The 16357-nt window shown below is 68.3% G+C and carries 20 protein-coding genes; 9 read left to right on the top strand and 11 right to left on the bottom strand.

Annotated elements, in window-relative coordinates:
- Nucleotides 1-9: 9 nt before the first annotated feature.
- The 4 genes from AC1DVU_RS03960 to AC1DVU_RS03945 all read right to left on the bottom strand — a co-directional run bounded on the left by AC1DVU_RS03960 (nucleotide 10) and on the right by AC1DVU_RS03945 (nucleotide 2892).
- Nucleotides 10-885, bottom strand: a complete 876-nt coding sequence (locus AC1DVU_RS03960) for a fructosamine kinase family protein (RefSeq protein ID WP_476921122.1) — start codon at nucleotides 883-885, stop codon at nucleotides 10-12.
- A gap of 33 nt (nucleotides 886-918) precedes the next feature.
- Nucleotides 919-1407, bottom strand: a complete 489-nt coding sequence (locus AC1DVU_RS03955) for a low molecular weight protein-tyrosine-phosphatase (protein ID WP_476921121.1) — start codon at nucleotides 1405-1407, stop codon at nucleotides 919-921.
- Nucleotides 1404-1802 carry a phage holin family protein gene (locus tag AC1DVU_RS03950; protein WP_476921120.1) on the bottom strand — a complete coding sequence of 133 codons (399 nt, stop codon included), beginning with the start codon at nucleotides 1800-1802 and terminating at the stop codon, nucleotides 1404-1406. Before AC1DVU_RS03950 ends, AC1DVU_RS03955 begins: the two co-directional genes overlap by 4 nt.
- A gap of 151 nt (nucleotides 1803-1953) precedes the next feature.
- Nucleotides 1954-2892 carry an EamA family transporter gene (locus AC1DVU_RS03945; protein WP_476921119.1) on the bottom strand — a complete coding sequence of 313 codons (939 nt, stop codon included), beginning with the start codon at nucleotides 2890-2892 and terminating at the stop codon, nucleotides 1954-1956.
- A 62-nt stretch (nucleotides 2893-2954) separates the two neighbouring features.
- Between AC1DVU_RS03945 and AC1DVU_RS03940 the strand changes: the two genes are divergently transcribed.
- The 6 genes from AC1DVU_RS03940 to AC1DVU_RS03915 all read left to right on the top strand — a co-directional run bounded on the left by AC1DVU_RS03940 (nucleotide 2955) and on the right by AC1DVU_RS03915 (nucleotide 9434).
- A complete protein-coding gene (locus tag AC1DVU_RS03940; RefSeq protein ID WP_476921118.1) occupies nucleotides 2955-3932 on the top strand; it encodes a TIGR03557 family F420-dependent LLM class oxidoreductase in 978 nt (325 codons plus the stop codon).
- A 28-nt stretch (nucleotides 3933-3960) separates the two neighbouring features.
- Nucleotides 3961-5019, top strand: coding sequence for a histidinol-phosphate transaminase (locus AC1DVU_RS03935; RefSeq protein ID WP_476921117.1), 1059 nt, complete (start codon nucleotides 3961-3963; stop codon nucleotides 5017-5019).
- A 198-nt stretch (nucleotides 5020-5217) separates the two neighbouring features.
- The gene (gene pdhA, locus AC1DVU_RS03930; RefSeq protein ID WP_476921116.1) at nucleotides 5218-6360 is read left to right on the top strand and encodes a pyruvate dehydrogenase (acetyl-transferring) E1 component subunit alpha; all 1143 of its coding nucleotides are present in this window, start codon (nucleotides 5218-5220) and stop codon (nucleotides 6358-6360) included.
- A 76-nt stretch (nucleotides 6361-6436) separates the two neighbouring features.
- Nucleotides 6437-7414, top strand: a complete 978-nt coding sequence (locus AC1DVU_RS03925; protein WP_476921115.1) for an alpha-ketoacid dehydrogenase subunit beta — start codon at nucleotides 6437-6439, stop codon at nucleotides 7412-7414.
- A gap of 9 nt (nucleotides 7415-7423) precedes the next feature.
- The gene (locus AC1DVU_RS03920) at nucleotides 7424-8875 is read left to right on the top strand and encodes a dihydrolipoamide acetyltransferase family protein (protein WP_476921114.1); all 1452 of its coding nucleotides are present in this window, start codon (nucleotides 7424-7426) and stop codon (nucleotides 8873-8875) included.
- A gap of 136 nt (nucleotides 8876-9011) precedes the next feature.
- Nucleotides 9012-9434, top strand: a complete 423-nt coding sequence (locus AC1DVU_RS03915) for an Hsp20/alpha crystallin family protein (protein ID WP_476921113.1) — start codon at nucleotides 9012-9014, stop codon at nucleotides 9432-9434.
- A gap of 57 nt (nucleotides 9435-9491) precedes the next feature.
- Here the strand turns inward: AC1DVU_RS03915 and AC1DVU_RS03910 are convergent, their stop codons facing one another.
- Complete coding sequence (locus tag AC1DVU_RS03910) at nucleotides 9492-10097, bottom strand: DUF1684 domain-containing protein (RefSeq protein WP_476921112.1); 606 nt, start codon at nucleotides 10095-10097, stop codon at nucleotides 9492-9494.
- Between the two features lie 59 nt (nucleotides 10098-10156).
- On the opposite strand from AC1DVU_RS03910, the gene AC1DVU_RS03905 reads away from it, so the two are divergent.
- Nucleotides 10157-11458, top strand: a complete 1302-nt coding sequence (locus AC1DVU_RS03905; RefSeq protein ID WP_476921111.1) for an MFS transporter — start codon at nucleotides 10157-10159, stop codon at nucleotides 11456-11458.
- Between the two features lie 43 nt (nucleotides 11459-11501).
- Entirely contained in the window at nucleotides 11502-12062 is a 561-nt protein-coding gene (locus AC1DVU_RS03900; RefSeq protein ID WP_476921110.1) for a GNAT family N-acetyltransferase, read from the top strand.
- Between the two features lie 93 nt (nucleotides 12063-12155).
- Here AC1DVU_RS03900 and AC1DVU_RS03895 read toward each other — a convergent pair whose 3' ends face one another.
- The 4 genes from AC1DVU_RS03895 to AC1DVU_RS03880 all read right to left on the bottom strand — a co-directional run bounded on the left by AC1DVU_RS03895 (nucleotide 12156) and on the right by AC1DVU_RS03880 (nucleotide 15028).
- A complete protein-coding gene (locus tag AC1DVU_RS03895; protein WP_476921109.1) occupies nucleotides 12156-12608 on the bottom strand; it encodes a GNAT family N-acetyltransferase in 453 nt (150 codons plus the stop codon).
- A gap of 137 nt (nucleotides 12609-12745) precedes the next feature.
- Complete coding sequence (locus AC1DVU_RS03890) at nucleotides 12746-13681, bottom strand: oxidoreductase (protein ID WP_476921108.1); 936 nt, start codon at nucleotides 13679-13681, stop codon at nucleotides 12746-12748.
- 38 nt (nucleotides 13682-13719) lie between these two features.
- The gene (locus AC1DVU_RS03885) at nucleotides 13720-14511 is read right to left on the bottom strand and encodes a maleylpyruvate isomerase family mycothiol-dependent enzyme (RefSeq protein WP_476921593.1); all 792 of its coding nucleotides are present in this window, start codon (nucleotides 14509-14511) and stop codon (nucleotides 13720-13722) included.
- Nucleotides 14504-15028: a hypothetical protein gene (locus tag AC1DVU_RS03880; protein WP_476921107.1), complete on the bottom strand. Its 525-nt coding sequence runs from the start codon at nucleotides 15026-15028 to the stop codon at nucleotides 14504-14506. Before AC1DVU_RS03880 ends, AC1DVU_RS03885 begins: the two co-directional genes overlap by 8 nt.
- Before the next feature lie 101 nt (nucleotides 15029-15129).
- Here AC1DVU_RS03880 and AC1DVU_RS03875 point away from each other — a divergent pair, with 101 nt between their 5' ends.
- Nucleotides 15130-15552, top strand: coding sequence for a DoxX family protein (locus AC1DVU_RS03875; RefSeq protein WP_476921106.1), 423 nt, complete (start codon nucleotides 15130-15132; stop codon nucleotides 15550-15552).
- 8 nt (nucleotides 15553-15560) lie between these two features.
- Here AC1DVU_RS03875 and AC1DVU_RS03870 read toward each other — a convergent pair whose 3' ends face one another.
- Both AC1DVU_RS03870 and AC1DVU_RS03865 read right to left on the bottom strand, forming a co-directional pair.
- Nucleotides 15561-15860 (bottom strand): hypothetical protein, encoded by a 300-nt coding sequence (locus AC1DVU_RS03870; protein ID WP_476921105.1) that lies wholly within the window; start codon nucleotides 15858-15860, stop codon nucleotides 15561-15563.
- The gene (locus AC1DVU_RS03865) at nucleotides 15857-16294 is read right to left on the bottom strand and encodes a MarR family winged helix-turn-helix transcriptional regulator (protein WP_476921104.1); all 438 of its coding nucleotides are present in this window, start codon (nucleotides 16292-16294) and stop codon (nucleotides 15857-15859) included. Before AC1DVU_RS03865 ends, AC1DVU_RS03870 begins: the two co-directional genes overlap by 4 nt.
- Nucleotides 16295-16357 lie beyond the last annotated feature (63 nt).

Here is a 16357-nt window from a genome sequence, read left to right as displayed (position 1 = left end):
TTGGCTGAACTACGAGCTCTTGCCATCCAGAAGACCCTGCGCCGCTGCCGCGGCACGTGGACCGTACGTCCCGCCGAACAGCGTCGCGTGCACCAGCAGCGGGTGCAGCTGGTGCAGCGGCAGGCGGTCGTGCCAACCGTCGGCGAGCGGCGCCGCCTCGGCGTAGGCATCGAGGATGCGCTGGAGATGGGGAGCGCCGAACAGCGACAGCATCGCCAGGTCGGTCTCGCGGTGACCGCCGTGTGCCGCCGGGTCGATGAGCCAGACATTGCCGTCAGAGCCCCAGACGATGTTGCCTGACCACAGGTCGCCGTGGATCCGGGCCGGCGGCTCCTCGGGTCCCGCGAAGTCGTGGATGCGCCGCATCGCCGCCTCGATCGTTGCGGCCTCCTCGGCCGTCAGCGCCTGGCGGTCGACGGCCGCGCGTACGTACGGCATGACGCGGCGGGACGCGAAGAACTCCGGCCAGGTCGGCAGTGAGCGGTTAGGCAGCGGCGCGAGTCCGACGAACCCGTCGGCGGCACCACCGAAGGTCTTGGCGCCGGCCTGGTGCGTCTCGGCGAGGGCGCGGCCGAACCGCTCGGCGACGTCGGTGGTGGGCTTGCCGGGCTCGATCCAGTCGAGGACGAGGCAGTCATCGGCGACCGCGAGCACGCGGGGCACGTGGGCTCCATCGGCCTCGCGCAGCCAGCGCAGTCCCTCGGCCTCGCGCTCGAAGAAGCCTTCGGGCGGGTGCGGCCGGGTCTTGATGATGGCGCCGCGGCCGTCGGTGAGCCGGAGCCGGGTCGACGTACAGATGTCACCGCCGGCGACCGGAGTGGTGGAGACGACACCGAGGCCAAGGAGTGTTTCCGCCCGGGCGGCGGTTCCTGCCATGCGTGCCATGAGCATGACGTTACCCCGTGGAGGACCGTACGTTCAGCGGTCTATGAGGTCTGGCAGGCGGGCGACGAGCTCGTCGGTCGTGCGCTCGATCATCGCGAGGACCTCTGCGAATCCGTCGTCGCCCCCGTAGTAGGGGTCGGGCACCTCGGTGTCGCCGTCGGACGCCTCGGGGTCGAACTCCCGGAACATGCGGACCTGCTGGACCTGCTCGACCGTCGGTGCGTGGTCCACGACGTCGGCATAGTTGCTCTCGTCCATCGTCAGTAGCAGGTCGTTCTCGGCGTACCAGTCAGGCGAGAACGTACGCGCCCGGTGCCTGGTCGGGTCGTAGCCCGCAGCCGACAGCGTTGCCGCTGCCCGGGGGTCCATCGGGTGCCCGACATGCCAGTCACCCGTGCCGGACGACGCCACCTCGACCCGGTCGTCGAGGCCCGCGCGGGCCAGCCGGTCCTCGAGGACGACGTGAGCCATCGGCGAACGGCAGATGTTGCCGAGACAGACCAGGGCGATGCGGTAGCTCACCGTGCCGAGTGCGCGCTCTTGCTCGTGAAACCGCCGAGCACCGCGTTGACGATCGAGATGACGATCGAGCCGAGCACCGCCCACCAGAAGCCGTCGACGTGGAATGCGACGCCGAACTTGTCGGTGATCCATTCGGTCAGCAGGAGCAGCAGGGCGTTGATCACCAGGAGAGCGAAGCCCAGCGTGATGATGATGAACGGCAGCGACAGCGTCTTGATGACCGGGGCGACGAACGCGTTGACCCCCGTGAAGACCAGCGCGACCAGCGCGATCGCGACGATGCGCTCGGTCGTGGAGTCATCGGACTCACCGATGTCCATGTGGTCGCCGAGCAGGCCGGCGGCGGCAGCGAGGGCGAGCCCGCTGAGGATCCATGCAGTCACGAACTTGGGCATGGCCCGATTGTTGCACTGATGGACCCGCCAACCGCCGACGCTAGGGCTTGTGGCGGTCTGGTGGCACTTCACCGGGCAACGAGCGACTTCTCCGGGGAGATTTGCCTGGTGAACTGACGGTTTACCAGGAGAACGTGGTAAACCGCCGACGCTAGGGCTGCGGCAGCACGGTCTCGATCTTGCGCGAGGTCTGGGCCAGCACGATGCCCGCGAGCACCGCGACGGCGCCGAGCACCTGCACGGGTGTCAGCGACTCACGGAACCAGGCCCAACCAAGGACGTTCGCGATGACCGGCTCGAGCATCGCGATGACCGTGACGATCGTCGCCGGCAGATGCCGGAGCGCGAGCAGTCCGAGGAAGAACGGGGCGACCGTGCCCAGCACGACGATGAGCCCGATGACGAGCCACGGATTGGCGGAGTGGTCCTCGAGCCGGCCGAGTAGCGAGGTCGACCCTTCGAGTGAGGGCATGGTCCAGATCGGCTCGACCAGGTTCATCGCCACGGTTGCCGCGACGAAGGCCCACAGGATGACGCGCAGCGGGTCGTCGACTCCGACGTTGTGCTCACCGAGCAGGAAGTATGTCGCGAAGCTCACGGCGGCGAGCAGGGCCATGATCACGCCGAGCCCGTCGAACGTCAGGCCGTTCCACACGCGGCTGACCAGCGCCAGACCGGTGACGGCGAGCCCGACCGCGAACCACATCCGGCCCCGCACGGGCTCTTTGCGCACGAACCGCACCCAGAGCACGACGAGTACCGGCGCGAGGTACTCGATCAGCAGGGCGATGCCGAGCGGCAAGCGGTCGATCGCGACGTTGTACGTCAGCTGCAGGACCGCGAGGCCGACCAGGCCGAGTGCGATGACGAGCAGCATGGCGCTGCCCTTGGGACGTACGAGCGCCGAGCGGCGGAAGCACGCGGCGTACGCGACGAACACCAGGGTCGCGCCGGTGATGCGCACGGTCGTGAACAGCTCGGGGCTCAGCCCGGATCCCATCGCGACACGTGAGAGGCCCCCGTTGAGACCGAACAGGACGGCAGCGGTGACGATCAGCGCGTAGCCGAGCTTCGCGTTGCGAGTGGTCACGCGCTCGATCATGTCAGCGACCCCGGGTGTGTTCGTTCGCGGGCGTTGGGTACGAGCGAGACATGACCAGATTCGGATACACCCTGATGTGCGAACAGTCCGCCCCGCGCTCGCTCGTACGCGATGCCGTCGCCGCAGAGGAGGCCGGCTTCGAGCTCGCCGTCATGAGCGACCACTTCAACCCGTGGCTCGACGAGCAGGGCCACAGCCCCAACGCGTGGCCGACGCTCGGCGCCGTGGCTCAGGCGACTGGGTCGATCGAGCTGATGACGTACGTGACGAGTCCCGTCGCCCGCTATCACCCCGCCGTGATTGCGCAGCAGGCCGCGACCGTCGGCCTGCTCAGCGAAGGGCGGTTCACGCTGGGCCTGGGTGCCGGAGAGAACCTCAACGAGCACGTCATCGGTGCGGGCTGGCCGCCGGTCAACGTACGACACGAGCGCTTCGCAGAGGCCCTCGACATCATCAACGCGCTGTTCGACGGGGAGTACGTCAACTACACCGGCGAGCACTACCGGGTCGACTCCGCCAAGCTGTGGGACCTGCCCGACACGAGGGTGCCGATCGGCGTTGCCGTTAGCGGTGAGCAGTCGATCGACGTCAGTGCACCGCGGGCCGACGTCATGATCGCGGTCGAGCCGGACCCGGAGCTCGGACCGGCGTTCGACGCCAAGACCCGAGCCGCCACGCCGGCCCGCAAGGTTGGTCAGCTGCCGATCTGCTGGGACACCGACGTGGACGCAGCGCGCACGCGAGCCCACGAGCAGTTCCGGTGGTTCGCGGGTGGCTGGAAGGTCAACGCCGAGCTGCCGGGTCCGTCGGGCTTCGCGGCTGCATCGCAGTTCGTACGCCCGGAGGACGTCGCCGAGCAGATCCCGTGCGGCTCCGACGTGGACGCGATCGTCAAGGCCGTCAAGCCGTTCGTCGATGCCGGCTTCACCGACGTCGCTCTGGTGCAGATCGGTGGCGAGCAGCAGGAGGCATACCTCGACGCCGCACGCGCTGAGATCTTGCCCGCCCTGAGGGAGCAACTCACCTGACCGAACGGTCAGGTATTACCCTCAAGGCATGACGATTCCCCGTGCCCGCCGGGCGCTCGACGACATCCCGGTCTACCGGCCGGGTAAGCCGGCTGCGAGCGAGGACCACAAGCTCTCGAGCAACGAGAACCCCTACGACCCGCTCCCGGGTGTCATGGAGCGCGCGGCTGTCGAGCTCGGCCGGATCAACCGCTATCCCGACGCCGGGACGACCGCTCTCTACGACGCGCTGTCGGCCAGGTTCGGGCTCTCGCCGGACCACTTTGCCGCGAGCACTGGCTCGGTGGCGGTGCTGTACGCCCTGCTCAACGCCCACCTCGAGGCCGGCGACGAGGTCATCTACGCGTGGCGGTCGTTCGAGGCCTATCCCATCGCCGCTGACCTGACCGGAGCGACGACCGTACGCGTGCCGCTGCGGCCCGATGCCACCCACGACCTCGACGCGATGGCGGCCGCCGTCACGGACCGCACCCGCGTGGTGCTCGTCTGCACCCCGAACAACCCCACGGGTCCCGTCGTCAAGGCCGCCGAGCTCGACCGCTTCCTGGCCACGGTGCCGGAGCGCGTGCTCGTCGTGGTCGACGAGGCGTACGTCGAGTTCATCCGCGATCCCGATGCGGCCGACGGACTCGCCGCCCTCGCCGCCCACGACAACGTCGTCGTGCTGCGCACGTTCTCCAAGGCGTACGGTCTCGCCGGGTTGCGTGTCGGCTACGCGATCGCCCGACCCCAGGTCGCCGAGGCGATCCGCAAGGCGAGCCCACCGTTCGCCGTCACTGATCTCTCCCAGGCCGCTGCAGTCGCCTCGCTCGACTCGGCCGATGCGCTTGCCGAGCGGGTCGAGGCCATCGTGCAGGAGCGCGATGCGATGGTCGAGGCCTTGCGTGACCAGGGATGGGAGCTGCCGGAGACGCAGGCCAACTTCGTGTGGCTGCCGCTCGGCGACGACGCGATGGACTTCGCCGCGTGGTGCGACCCCGTCTCGGTCCGTCCGTTTGCCGGCGACGGCGTGCGCGTCAGCATCGGCAGTCCGCCGGTCAATCTCACGTTCCTCGACCGTGCCGCAGCCTGGCGCAAGGAGCACTAGTGCCGTCGCGCGGCGCCACGATCAGCTGATCGTGGCGTTGTTTTGTCAGGCGGTCCTTGCCGGGATACGGTGGGTTGAGACGTGATGCCAGTCACGTTCGTGTGAGTCCACCGCCGTCCACCACCCATGTGACAACGGTGCCTCGCATCTTCGACATCGGAGCGGCAATCCCGTAGACCGATCGATTGAGGGAGACGCATGAGCGCCACCATGCCCGACGCGTACGTTGCGGACGATCCAGCTGGAGCATTTCCGCTCGTCCAGCTCCTGACCCCCGAGGGAGAACGAGTCTCCCACGCGGACTTCTCGTACGACGGGGACGACGACAGCATCCGCGCCCTGTTCCGGGACCTGGTCCTGAGCCGGCGCATCGACTTCGAGGCCCACGCCCTCCAGCGCCACGGTGAGCTCGGTCTCTGGGCACCCGCCCTGGGCCAGGAAGCCGCCCAGATCGGCTCCGGTCGCGCACTCCTCCCGCAGGACTTCGCGTTCCCCACCTATCGCGAGCACGGCGTCGCGCTGTGCCGCGGCGTCGACCCGGCGCTCCTCCTCGGCCTGTTCCGCGGCGTCGAGCTCGGTGGCTGGGACCCGGCCGAGCACGGCTTCGCCCTCTACAGCATCGTCATCGGCGCCCAGACGCTTCACGCGACCGGCTACGCGATGGGCCTGACGCTCGACGGCGAGGTCGGCCGCAACGACCCCGAGCGCGACGCCGCCGTCATCGCCTACTTCGGCGACGGCGCGACGAGCCAGGGCGACGTCAACGAGGCATTCGACTGGGCCGCGGTGTTCAACGCGCCGGTCGTCTTCTTCTGCCAGAACAACCAGTACGCCATCTCGGCCTCGACCGACCACAACACCCGCGGACCGATCGCCCAGCGCGCCGGTGGCTTCGGCTTCAGCGGCATCCGGGTCGACGGCAACGACGTCCTCGCCTGCCACGCGGTCACGACTGCGGCGATGCAGAAGGCGCGCAACGGCGAGGGCCCGAGCCTCATCGAGGCCTACACCTATCGCATGGGCGCCCACACGACCTCGGACGACCCGAGCCGCTATCGCGACAGTGCGGAGGTCGAGACCTGGAAGCTCAAGGACCCCATCGAGCGGGTCAAGCGATACCTCCTGACGCAGGGCACACCGCAGGAGTTCTTCGATGATCTCGACACCGAGGCCGAGGAGCTGGGCAAGCACCTGCGCGAGACCTGCAAGGCGCTGCCGGAGCCCGACCTGGCGGCCTTGTTCGACCACGTCTACGTCGACGGATCGGATGAGCTCGCCGAGCAGAAGGCGCAGTACGTCGCCTACCGAGACAGCCTCGAGCCTGAGGGGAGCGAGTCATGAGCGAGCGCCAGCGAGTGAAGAATGGGGCTGTCATGCCGGCGCCTCCGTACGGTGGTTCTTTCACGGAGGTGACGGCATGACCACCAAGATGCCGCTCGGCAAGGGCCTCAACGCCGGCCTGCGCGCCGCGATGGAGGCCGACGACAAGGTCCTGATCATGGGTGAGGACGTCGGCAAGCTCGGCGGCGTCTTCCGCATCACCGACGGGCTGCAGAAGGACTTCGGCGAGAGCCGGGTCATCGACGCGCCGCTGGCCGAGAGCGGCATCGTCGGTACGGCTGTCGGCCTCGCGATGCGCGGCTACCGCCCGGTCCTCGAGATCCAGTTCGACGGTTTCGTCTACCCGGCCTATGACCAGATCGTCAGCCAGGTCGCCAAGCTGCACTTCCGCAGCAAGGGCCGGGTGAAGATGCCGATCGTCATCCGCATCCCGTTCGGCGGTGGCATCGGCGCGGTCGAGCACCACTCCGAGAGCCCGGAGGCGCAGTTCGCCCTCACCGCCGGCCTCAAGGTCGTGTCGTGCGCCAACGCCAACGACGCCTACTGGATGATCCAGCAGGCGATCGCGAGCGATGACCCGATCGTCTTCATGGAGCCCAAGCGCCGCTACTGGGACCAGGGCGAGGTCGACCTCGACTCCGAGCCCTTGCCGCTGCACGCCTCCCGCGTCATCCGCGAGGGCACCGACGCGACCCTCATCACGTACGGGCCGATGGTCAAGACGTGCCTCGAGTCGGCCGACGCCGCTGCCGAGGAGGGCACGAGCCTCGAGGTCATCGACCTCCGGACGCTCTCGCCGCTCGACCTCGACCCGGTCTTCGAGTCCGTACGCCGGACCGGTCACGCAGTGGTCGTGCACGAGGCGGCCCAGACCCTCGGGCTCGGCGCAGAGATCTCGGCGCGCATCACCGAGAAGTGCTTCTACTCCCTCGAGGCTCCGGTCATCCGGGTCACGGGTTATGACCTGCCCTACCCGCCGAGCCGCATCGAGGAAGAGTTCCTGCCCGGGCTCGACCGCGTGCTCGAAGCGGTCGACCGTTCCCTGGCGTACTAGGAGTCTTTGATGAGTGAATTCAAGCTGCCCGACGTTGGCGAGGGTCTGACCGAGGCTGAGATCGTCAGCTGGAAGGTGTCGGTCGGCGACGTCATCAAGGTCAACGACATCATCGTCGACATCGAGACCGCCAAGTCGATCGTCGAGCTGCCCAGTCCGTACGAAGGCACGGTCGAGGCGCTGCTGGTCGATGAGGGCCAGACTGTCGATGTCGGCACGCCGATCATCCGGATCACGTCCGCCGACGAGCCGGCAGCGGCCGCGCCGTCTGCGGAGGCTCCGCCCGCGGAGGCCGCGCCCCCGTCGACTCCGGCTCCTGCGAAGATGCCGCACGCGATGACCGCGGGTCAGTTCGCCGCCGCCCGCGACCTGGTTCCCGATCCCGTCCCTGAGGCCGCACCAGCGACGCCGGCAGCAGGCAAGGAGGAGCGGCAGTCCGTCCTCGTCGGCTACGGTCCCCGCACCACCTCGACCAAGCGCCGCGCCCGCAAGGGGGCCGTGGCCTCGGTCGACACGGAGAAGGTGCCGCAGCGCTCGATCCGTGCGCTCGCCAAGCCGCCGGTGCGCAAGCTTGCCAAGGACCTCGGCATCGATCTCGACTCCGTTCCGGCCTCGGGCGACATCATCACCCGCGCCGATGTCGAGGCGTTCGCCGGCCTGCGTGACAACTCGGTGGTTGAGGAGCGAGGGACTGGGGGCACCCCCGCGAGCTCTGCGAGCAGGGGGAGCGTCTCGAAACCACAGCAGCCGTCCACCTCCGGTGAGGACCAGCGGATCCCGATCAAGGGTGTGCGCAAGATGACGGCGGAGGCCATGGTCGCCTCAGCGTTCACCGCGCCCCACGTCACCGAGTGGGTCACCCTCGACGTCTCGAAGACCATGGAGCTCGTGGCGCAGCTCAAGACCGACGACCGGTTCGCCGGTGTGCGCATCTCGCCGCTGCTGATCGTGGCGCGGGCTGTGTGCCTGGCGATGCGGCGCACGCCCGAGCTCAACTCGACGTGGGACGACGCGGCCCAGGAGATCGTGCTGAAGGGCTCGGTCAACCTTGGCATCGCCGCGGCCACGCCGCGCGGACTCGTCGTGCCCAACATCGTCGGTGCCGACTCGATGACGCTGCCGGAGCTAGCCCAGGCGTTCGGCGAGCTCATCGCGACAGCGCGCGAGGGCAAGACCCAGCCGGCGCAGATGTCCGGTGGGTCGTTCACGATCACCAACATCGGCGTCTTCGGCATCGATGCCGGCACGCCGATCCTCAACCCGGGCGAGGCCGGGATCCTGGCGGTCGGCGCGATCAACAAGCGGCCGTGGGTCGGCGACGACGACGAGATCGTCGCCCGCTGGGTCACGACGCTGGCGCTGAGCTTCGATCACCGGGTCGTCGACGGCGAGCAGGGATCGCGCTTCCTCGCCGATGTAGCTGCGATTCTGGGCAATCCCGCGCTCGCGTTGACGTACTGAGGAAACACCTGCAACCGCAGCGAATTTTTCAGCAATTTTTCAGATTCTGGGTCTTGATCGACGGCGGATCTCGATCTAATTTTCTCTCGTAAAGAGTTGAGTCCGATGGACTCAAGTTTGCGAAAGGAGATCCTCGATGATGAACATGTCCCTTGAGCCCTTCAGCGACTTCGATCGCCTGTTCTCTCAGCTCTCCTCGCGGTCGACAAGGCTGATGCCGGTCGACCTGTTCCGCGAAGGTGATCGCTACGTCCTCGCCGCCGACATGCCGGGCATCGACCCCGGATCGGTGGACGTCGATCTCGACGGGCACATGCTGACCATCAGGGCCGAACGCACGCCGGCGTCACACGAGGGCGCCAAGTGGCTGGCCAGGGAACGTCCATACGGCAGCTATGTCCGCCAGTTCACCCTGGGAGACGGCATCGACACCGAAGGGATCTCGGCGCACTACGACAACGGCGTCCTCAGCGTCGTGATCCCGGTGAGCGAGCGCGCCAAGCCGCGCAAGATCGACATCCTCAACAGCACGTCCGAGCAGTCGTCGATCTCGGCCTGACGCGTGCCGACCGGGTGCTGGACCAGGCTCAGGGTCCGGCACCCGGTTTTCGCCTGCCTAGAGCCGCTCGCCGGCCTCGACCCGCGCCGTGATCGTGTTGCCGGGAGGAGCCAGCGGGCACTGCCAGCGCGGGTTGTAGCGGCATGACGGGTGATAGGCGTAGTTGAGGTCGAGCGTCATCGAGTCCGCGTCGCCACCCAGCCACGACCCCTTGGCCGTGTCGAGCAGGTAGCGCCCGCCGCCGTAGCTGCCGTCGCCCGACGTGCCGTCCCGCAGGGGGATGAAGATCCCGCCGCCGTACTGGTGCAGCCACCACACGTCGAGGCTGCCGCCGACAGGATCGGGGAGCTCGACCCGGCCGATGAGGTTCATGGTGATCGTGCCGTCGCCACCAGCGTCGACGAGCCGTGGCTCGGCCTGCTCAACCGGCAGCAGCGGGGCATCGAACCGCAGCGCCGGATCGTACGGCCAGTAGGGCAGCCCGGTCTCGCGCAACGGGTCGTCGTCCAGCAGCGGGGTCTGCGGGTGGGTGCGGAACAGCGCGTCGCGGGCCGCGCGCCATCGCGCATGCCCGCCCGCATGGTCACTGTCGGCACGCACGTCGGCGTACATCTCGTTGACGCGGCGGCGCCAGTCGACGAGGGTCAGCGAGGAGCTCGGCATGGTGTCCACCGTCGCACAACCGCGGCGGCGAGCCCAGGCGGCGACCCTAGACTGGATCGGTGAGCCAGCCTGCCGAGACCCGCCATCCCGGCGCGTACGCGGTGTGGGTCGTCGCCCTGCTGGTCTATCTCCTGGCGGTGTTCCACCGGTCCTCGCTGGCTGTTGCCGGGCTCGCCGCGACCGATCGGTTCGACATCTCGGCGGCGCAGCTGGCGACGTTCACGATGCTGCAGCTGCTGGTCTATGCCGGCATGCAGATCCCGGTCGGCCTGCTGGTCGACCGCTTCGGGCCGCGACGCGTGCTGCTGACGGGTGCCATCACGCTGACGCTCGCTCAGGCCGGGTTCGCGTTCGCCGACACGTACGCCTGGGCGCTCGTCGCGCGGATCTTCGTCGGCGTCGGCGACGCGATGACGTTCATCTGCGTCCTGCGGCTGGTCAACACCTGGTTCGCCCCGCGGCGGGTCCCGTTGATGACTCAGCTGACCGGTGTCACGGGCCAGCTCGGCGCGATCATCGCGGCGGTGCCGATGACGGTCGCGTTGCGTGAGCTCGGCTGGACCAGGTCCTATCTCATCGCCGCTTCGCTCGGGGTCGTGCTGACCCTCGCACTGCTGACCTTCGTGCGCGATGCCCCGGCCGCGCGGTCGCTCAGCGGTGCAGCCCTGTCGCTCAGCGGAATGCGCCGGAGCCTCGGTGCGTCGTGGGCACAGCCCGGCACCCGCCTCGGGTTCTGGATGCACTTCACGACGCAGTTCAGCGCCACGACGTTCGGGCTGCTCTGGGGCTATCCGTTCTTCGTACGCGGCGAGGGCCGGTCCGACCATGTCGCCGGCCTGCTCCTCACGCTGATGGTCGTGGCGGTGATGTCGGCCGGGCCCGTGCTCGGCTGGGCGATCACGCGTCATCCCTGGCAGCGCTCCACGATCGTGCTGGGCATCATCGGTGTGATCGTCGTGGTCTGGACCGTCGTGCTGGCCTGGCGGGGACCCGCGCCGATCGCGATCCTGGTGCTGCTGGTCGTGGTGATGGGCGTCGGCGGCCCGGCGTCGATGATCGGCTTCGACCTCGCGCGTACGTCCAATCCGGCGGACCGACTCGGCAGCGCGACGGCGATCGTCAACCAGGCCGGGTTCGTCGCGAGCCTCGTCCTGGTCGTGGCGATCGGCGTGATCCTCGACTGGCGGACTCCCGGGTCGTCGACCGCCTACACACCGTCGGCGTTCCGCTGGGCGATGTCGTTCCAGTACGTCCTGTGGCTGTTGGGCCTGGTCCAGATCTGGCGCTATCGGGTCAGGGCCCGAGCCAAGATCATGGCCGAGGAGCCCGAGGCGTACGGACGCACGCGCGAGCTCGGCTAGGCGCGATGGATTCGAGGCGTGCCGGGACTGAGATCATGAAGCCGTGACCTCGACCCTTGACCCCGTCGACTGGCCGGTGCGCACCGAGCGGCTCGTGCTGCGCCCCCTGGCCGAGGGAGACGTGCAGAAGATCTTCGCCTACCGGTCGCAGCCTTCGGTCGCCGAGTGGATCGGCGGCACCGCCACCGACGTCGATTCGCTCTCCGAGCGTTTCGGTGACGGCTCGACTGCCGTGATCGTTGAACACGACGGTCGGTTGATCGGCGACCTGATGGTCAAGATCCAGGACGCCTACGCGCAGCGTGAGGTGACCGACGGGGCTGTGGCGACGGAGGCGGAGCTCGGCTGGGTGTTCGATCCCGCACACCACGGTCGCGGCCTCGCGACGGAAGCGATTCGCGCCTTGTTCCGGATCTGCTTCGAGGATCTCGGGCTGCGCCGCGTCGTCGCCCTGTGCTTCGCCGCCAACGAGCCGTCGTGGCGGCTCATGGAGCGTGTCGGCATGCGCCGCGAGGCCCACAACGTCAAGGACTCGCTCCACCGCGACCAAGGCTGGCAGGACGGCTACGTCTACGCGCTCCTCGCCGACGAGTGGCGCGCCTGATCGTTTCGCCAGAGGTGTGGCGAGAGAGCAACCAAAAGGGCGGGCCATCAACCAGGACTCGGTTGATGACCCGCCACTTCGTGGGGTCTGGGATCAGCTCTCGTCGGGCTCGCGCACCAGCATGAGGTTGGTCTTGCCCTCGTGGGTGAGGGCGCCGACCTCCTCGAAGCCGCGGCTCTCGTGGAAGGCGAGGGAGACGTCGTTGGTGTCGTAGACCTCGAGCGCGACGGGCGCATCGCCCTCGATCTCCTCGTAGAGCTTGGACGCGACGCCCTTGCGGCGGTGCTCGTCCGAGACCACGATGCGGTCGAGGTAGACGTAGTCGTCGACCAGCTTGTCCTCGAACCACCGGTAGCGGCTCGAGTCGTACTCAGCGCCCGGTGGCAGCGTGATGACGAAGCCGGCGATGTCGCCGTCGTCTTCCGCGACGAGGGCCTGGTCGGACATCTTGACGAGGAGCGAGAGGCTCTCGTTGTCGAGTGGACCGACGCCCTCGAGGGCGTTCTGGTTGAGGTGGACGATGGTGTCGAAGTCTGAATGCGTCATTTCTCGGATCATCCCGCTCGACGTTACGTCAACCTGGCGCTGAACTCACGCCAGGAGGGGGTACGTGTGGGCGATCCCACACGCTTCTGACCAGCCCAGATCGGTGATTCTCACCGGGATGCCAGCCCGTATGCCGTTCAGACGTCGAACGTCGCGCCGATGGCCGCTTCCGACGCCGACCACAGGTCGCGCGCGAGCTCCTCGTCGCGCGCGGCGCGGTTCATCCCGACGAGCTTGGGCCGCCCGCGCAGTCCCCTGATGCCCGACGGTCCGACGTACTCGCCGCCGGTCAGGGACGGATCCGTGGCGGCCATCAGCAGCGGCAGTGCGCCAGAGGCGGCCGACTGGGCGATGATCCGGGACACCTGGTGCATACCGATGCCGTACAGGGACAGACCGCTGCCGGTCGGTCCGGTCTTGGTGATGTTGGTCGAGGCGTAGCCCGGATGGGCACCGACACTCACGACCCCGAGCCCGGCCGGCTTGCTGCGCCGATCCAGCTCGACCGCGAAGAGCAGGTTGGCGAGCTTGGACTGGGCGTACGACTGCCAGCGGCGGTAGCGATGGGCGCTGCCGTCCGGCGTGAGCGCGGTCAGGTCGACGCTGCCGACGGTCGTGTGGGCGAGCGACGACACCGTGACGATGCGTGCACTGCTGTCCTTCAGCACCGGCCAGAGCTCGGCGGTCCAGGCGAAGTGACCGATGTGATTGGTCCCCATCTGCAGCTCGAAGCCGTCGGCGGTGGTCGAGAACTTGGGCGGGACCATGATGCCGGCGTTGTTGACCAGGATGTCGATGCCGTCGTACGTCTTGGAGACGTCGGCTGCCGCGCGCCTGACGTCCGCGAGGTCGGCGAGGTCGAGCGACACGACGTCGACCCGGGCTCCTGGGACAGCCTCGAGGATCTGGGCCACAGCGGTCTCGGCCTTGGCCTCGTTGCGGGCCGTCACGACGAGCTCCGCGCCGCCACGGGCCAGCCCGATCGCCGTGTGCAGGCCGAGTCCGCCGGTCACCCCGGTGATCACGGCGCGCTTGCCGGAGAGGTCAGGGATGTCGTGGGTGCTCCAGCTCATCGCGCCAGCCTAAGGCCTGCGCCAGAGCCTCCGGGGTTTCAGGACATGATCGCCATGGCCGCGAGGGTCGCCAGGCCGAGGCTTTGATCGCCCTCGATCTCGACCTCGACCTCGTCCGGATCGCGGCGTCCCGCCGTCAGCACCGTGAACGTCTCGGTCGACATGATGAGGTTGACCGACGGCTCGACGAGCGTGTCGATCGCACTGGCCCGGCCGTCAGCGCCGACTCGTACGGCGAGCTCCAGCGGCGTCTCGCCCGTCACCTCCCACCGCACGGTCGACATGGCCGGCGGCTGGACCCGTTTGCCCAGCACGTACGGCATCGCGAACGAGAACGTCATGACGGCGACGTGTGCTCCCGTGCTGTCGAGCCCGCCGGGTCGGCCGGTGGCTCGCCGGATGTCCTGCTCGTGGACCCACATGTCGATCGCGCGATTGCGCAGCAGCGCGTCCCAGCTCCATGCGACACCACCCGGTGTGACGGGCGCGGGCCCCGAGGGGTCTTCCGGCAGCACAGCCAGCCGGCTCGCTCGCAGCTCCACGGCGGCAGCGAGCTCGGCGACGATCTCGGCCGGTGTCCGGCCGCGGCGCGCCTCGACGCCCTTGGCCGTGTAGGCCGAGACGACCCGGGTGCCGTTCGGTTCCTCGTACGTGTTCTGCTCGGGGTTGCACAGCTCGGACTCGAGGTGAGCCAGGTGGGCCACGATGTCCTTGACGGTCCACTCGTCGCAGTCGGTCGGGCGCGACCAGTCGGCGTCGTCGAACTCGCCGGCCAGGGCGATGATCGACTCGGCTGACTCGTGCCACCCGCGGACGTACGTCTCAAGCATGGTCACGGACGGTCTCCTTGCGGTGCCGGCGGCGGGAGTAGAACACATACCCTGCAAATCCAGCTCCAAGCACGAGCCCGGATGTGCCGATGCCCTTGCCGGTGTTGGCCCGGGACTCGAAACCGGTCACGGTGGCCCAGGCGTACGACGCGTTGTCGACCCGCTTGTCCCGCGGCGTGCAGTTCACCTTCATCCCATCGGTGCCCTCCTCCAGCAGGCCGATCAGGTGCCACTGGTTGCCTTCGTTGTCGACCGTGATGGCGAGCGCCGCGGCCGGTATGTCGACGGGCTTCTTGTCGCGGCCGGTCGCCTGGCACGTGACGTTGCGGTCGGGCTGCAGGATGTCGGTGAAGACCACGAGGGTCTTGGCCTGCGCATCGGCACGGGTCGTCGTGGGGGACACCGTGACCTCGCGGATGGGATCCCAGGCTCCGGCCGCCACGACTGTCCCGATCAACACGGTGGCCAGCGCGAAGAAGAAGGCCGCCAGGTACCACAGCGGATTGACCGGTCTCACGCAGACACCCTCCCACACGGCACGCCGTGGCAGCGGGTTTGACCGGCATGGTTCGCGACGACAAAACTCGGCGGAGCATCAATCAATCGGAGGACTCCACGATGGACCTGATCGTCCTGGTCGCCCGCATCCTGTTCGCCTATCTGCTGATCGGCTCCGGCACGGGTCACCTCACGCAGAAGGCTGCGATGGCCGGGTATGCCCAGTCCCGTGGCGTCCCGGTGCCCAGGCTTGCCGTCCAGGTCAGTGGTGTTGCGCTCGTGCTCGGCGGGGCCGCGATCCTGCTCGGCATCTGGGGAGACCTCGCCGCCCTCCTCGTCGCGGTGCTGCTCCTCATCGTCGCCGGCGTGATGCACGCCTTCTGGAAGGAGACGGACGCGCTGGTGCGGGCGAACGAGATGGTCCAGTTCAACAAGGACCTGGCCCTCGCGGCCGGCGCCCTCGCGTTCCTCGCCCTGTTCAACCACGGGGGACTGGACGACGCGTTCACGATCACGGACTCGCTCCTCACGATCGGACGCTAGCGCGAGGCTCAGAACAACCAGAGGAACGCTCCGACGGTCGGTGCGAGCGACGCGACAGACCAAGGGATCGAGAAGGGCCGCCTGCCGAGGATCGCCCGGGTCGCCGCACACACGACCAGGGCGACGACGCCCGACATCACGGTGAGCAGCACGGCGTCGGCTCGACGGTCCTGGCCGATCAGGACGTACGAGACGCCGATCAGTCCGAAGACGCCGTGCGACGCGACGGCGAAGAAGCCGATGGCAGTGACCCGGCGCCGTACGCGGTCGAGCGCCTGGTCCTCGCGGTCACGTGTGCTGGTGCTCATGCTGTCGCCTTCGCGGCTTCGATGATGCGGTGCAGGACCTTGTTGGTGGCGTGCAGGTCGTCGAGGGTCATGCCGAACCGCTCGAGCATCGTCGGCGGCACCTTCATGGCTCGGCGGCGAAGCGCGCGGCCCTCTGACGTCAGCACGACGTCGATCGACCGCTCGTCGGAGCTGGAGCGCGTACGCGTGACCAGCCCGGACTGCTCGAGCCGCTTGACCAGTGGTGAGATCGTGGCGGGCTCGAGGTGCAGGAGGGCGCCGAGGGCCTTGACACTCAGCGTCCCGTGCTGCCACAACGCGAGCATCGCGAGGTACTGCGGATGGGTCAGGCCGAGGGGCTCGAGCACCGTGCGATAGCTCGCGACGACGCTGCGTGACGCCACGGCGAGCGCGAAGCACACCTGCTCCTCGAGCGCGAGGGGATCGTTGTCCATATGCTAAGCGTACTAATCATTTGTGTACGAATCAAAGTGAGTGCAGCAAAGGCGAAGGCCCCC

This window comes from Aeromicrobium sp. P2_G6 (assembly GCF_056403535.1).
This window is presented reverse-complemented; position numbering and strand designations above follow the sequence as displayed.